Consider the following 472-nt stretch of genomic DNA (forward strand, 5'->3'; position numbering starts at 1 on the left):
GAACGGGCGCTGATCCTGGCGCTGGGGATGCTGATCCTGGTGGCGGAGCTGGTCAACAGCGCCATCGAGGAGGTGGTGGACTACATCAGCACCGACCGCGACCCGCGCGCCAAGCGGGCCAAGGACATGGGGTCGGCCGCCGTGGCGGTGACGGCGCTGGCGGGCGGCCTGGCCTGGGTGGTCATCCTGACCGGCTGACGCGGCGACGGTGCGCGGCATAGAGCAAGGGAGCCGCGACGCGGTCATAGAGGAAGGTCGCGGCGGGCCGGATCACCGGCAGGCCGGTGACCTGCGCGGCCCAGCGCATCCCCGGCATGGCGGCCCACAGCGCGCGGAACGCGGGCAGGCCCGACAGGATTTCGCCCCGGTGCCAGACGTGCAGCCGCCGTGCCGCCGCGTCGGGATCAAGCCCCCAGTCCTGCGCGCGGTCCAGCGTGTCGAAGCGGATCGGCAGCCCCTGCGCCAGCGCGCG

Annotated in this window: 2 protein-coding genes; one reads left to right on the top strand and one right to left on the bottom strand. The window is 73.9% G+C overall.

The window, feature by feature from the left end; genetic code table 11:
- A partial coding sequence (locus tag ACLD7X_RS18730) for a diacylglycerol kinase (protein ID WP_411425187.1) occupies nucleotides 1-198 on the top strand: 198 nt, incomplete at its 5' end.
- On the opposite strand, the gene ACLD7X_RS18735 is transcribed toward ACLD7X_RS18730, so the two are convergent.
- Nucleotides 182-472 (bottom strand): DCC1-like thiol-disulfide oxidoreductase family protein (locus ACLD7X_RS18735; protein ID WP_411425188.1); only part of this gene is annotated, 291 nt, incomplete at its 5' end. The two genes, ACLD7X_RS18730 and ACLD7X_RS18735, sit on opposite strands and share 17 nt — an antisense overlap.

Origin of the sequence: Aphanothece microscopica RSMan92, from assembly GCF_046613545.2 — a bacterium.
Lineage (GTDB): Bacteria > Cyanobacteriota > Cyanobacteriia > PCC-6307 > Cyanobiaceae > NIES-981.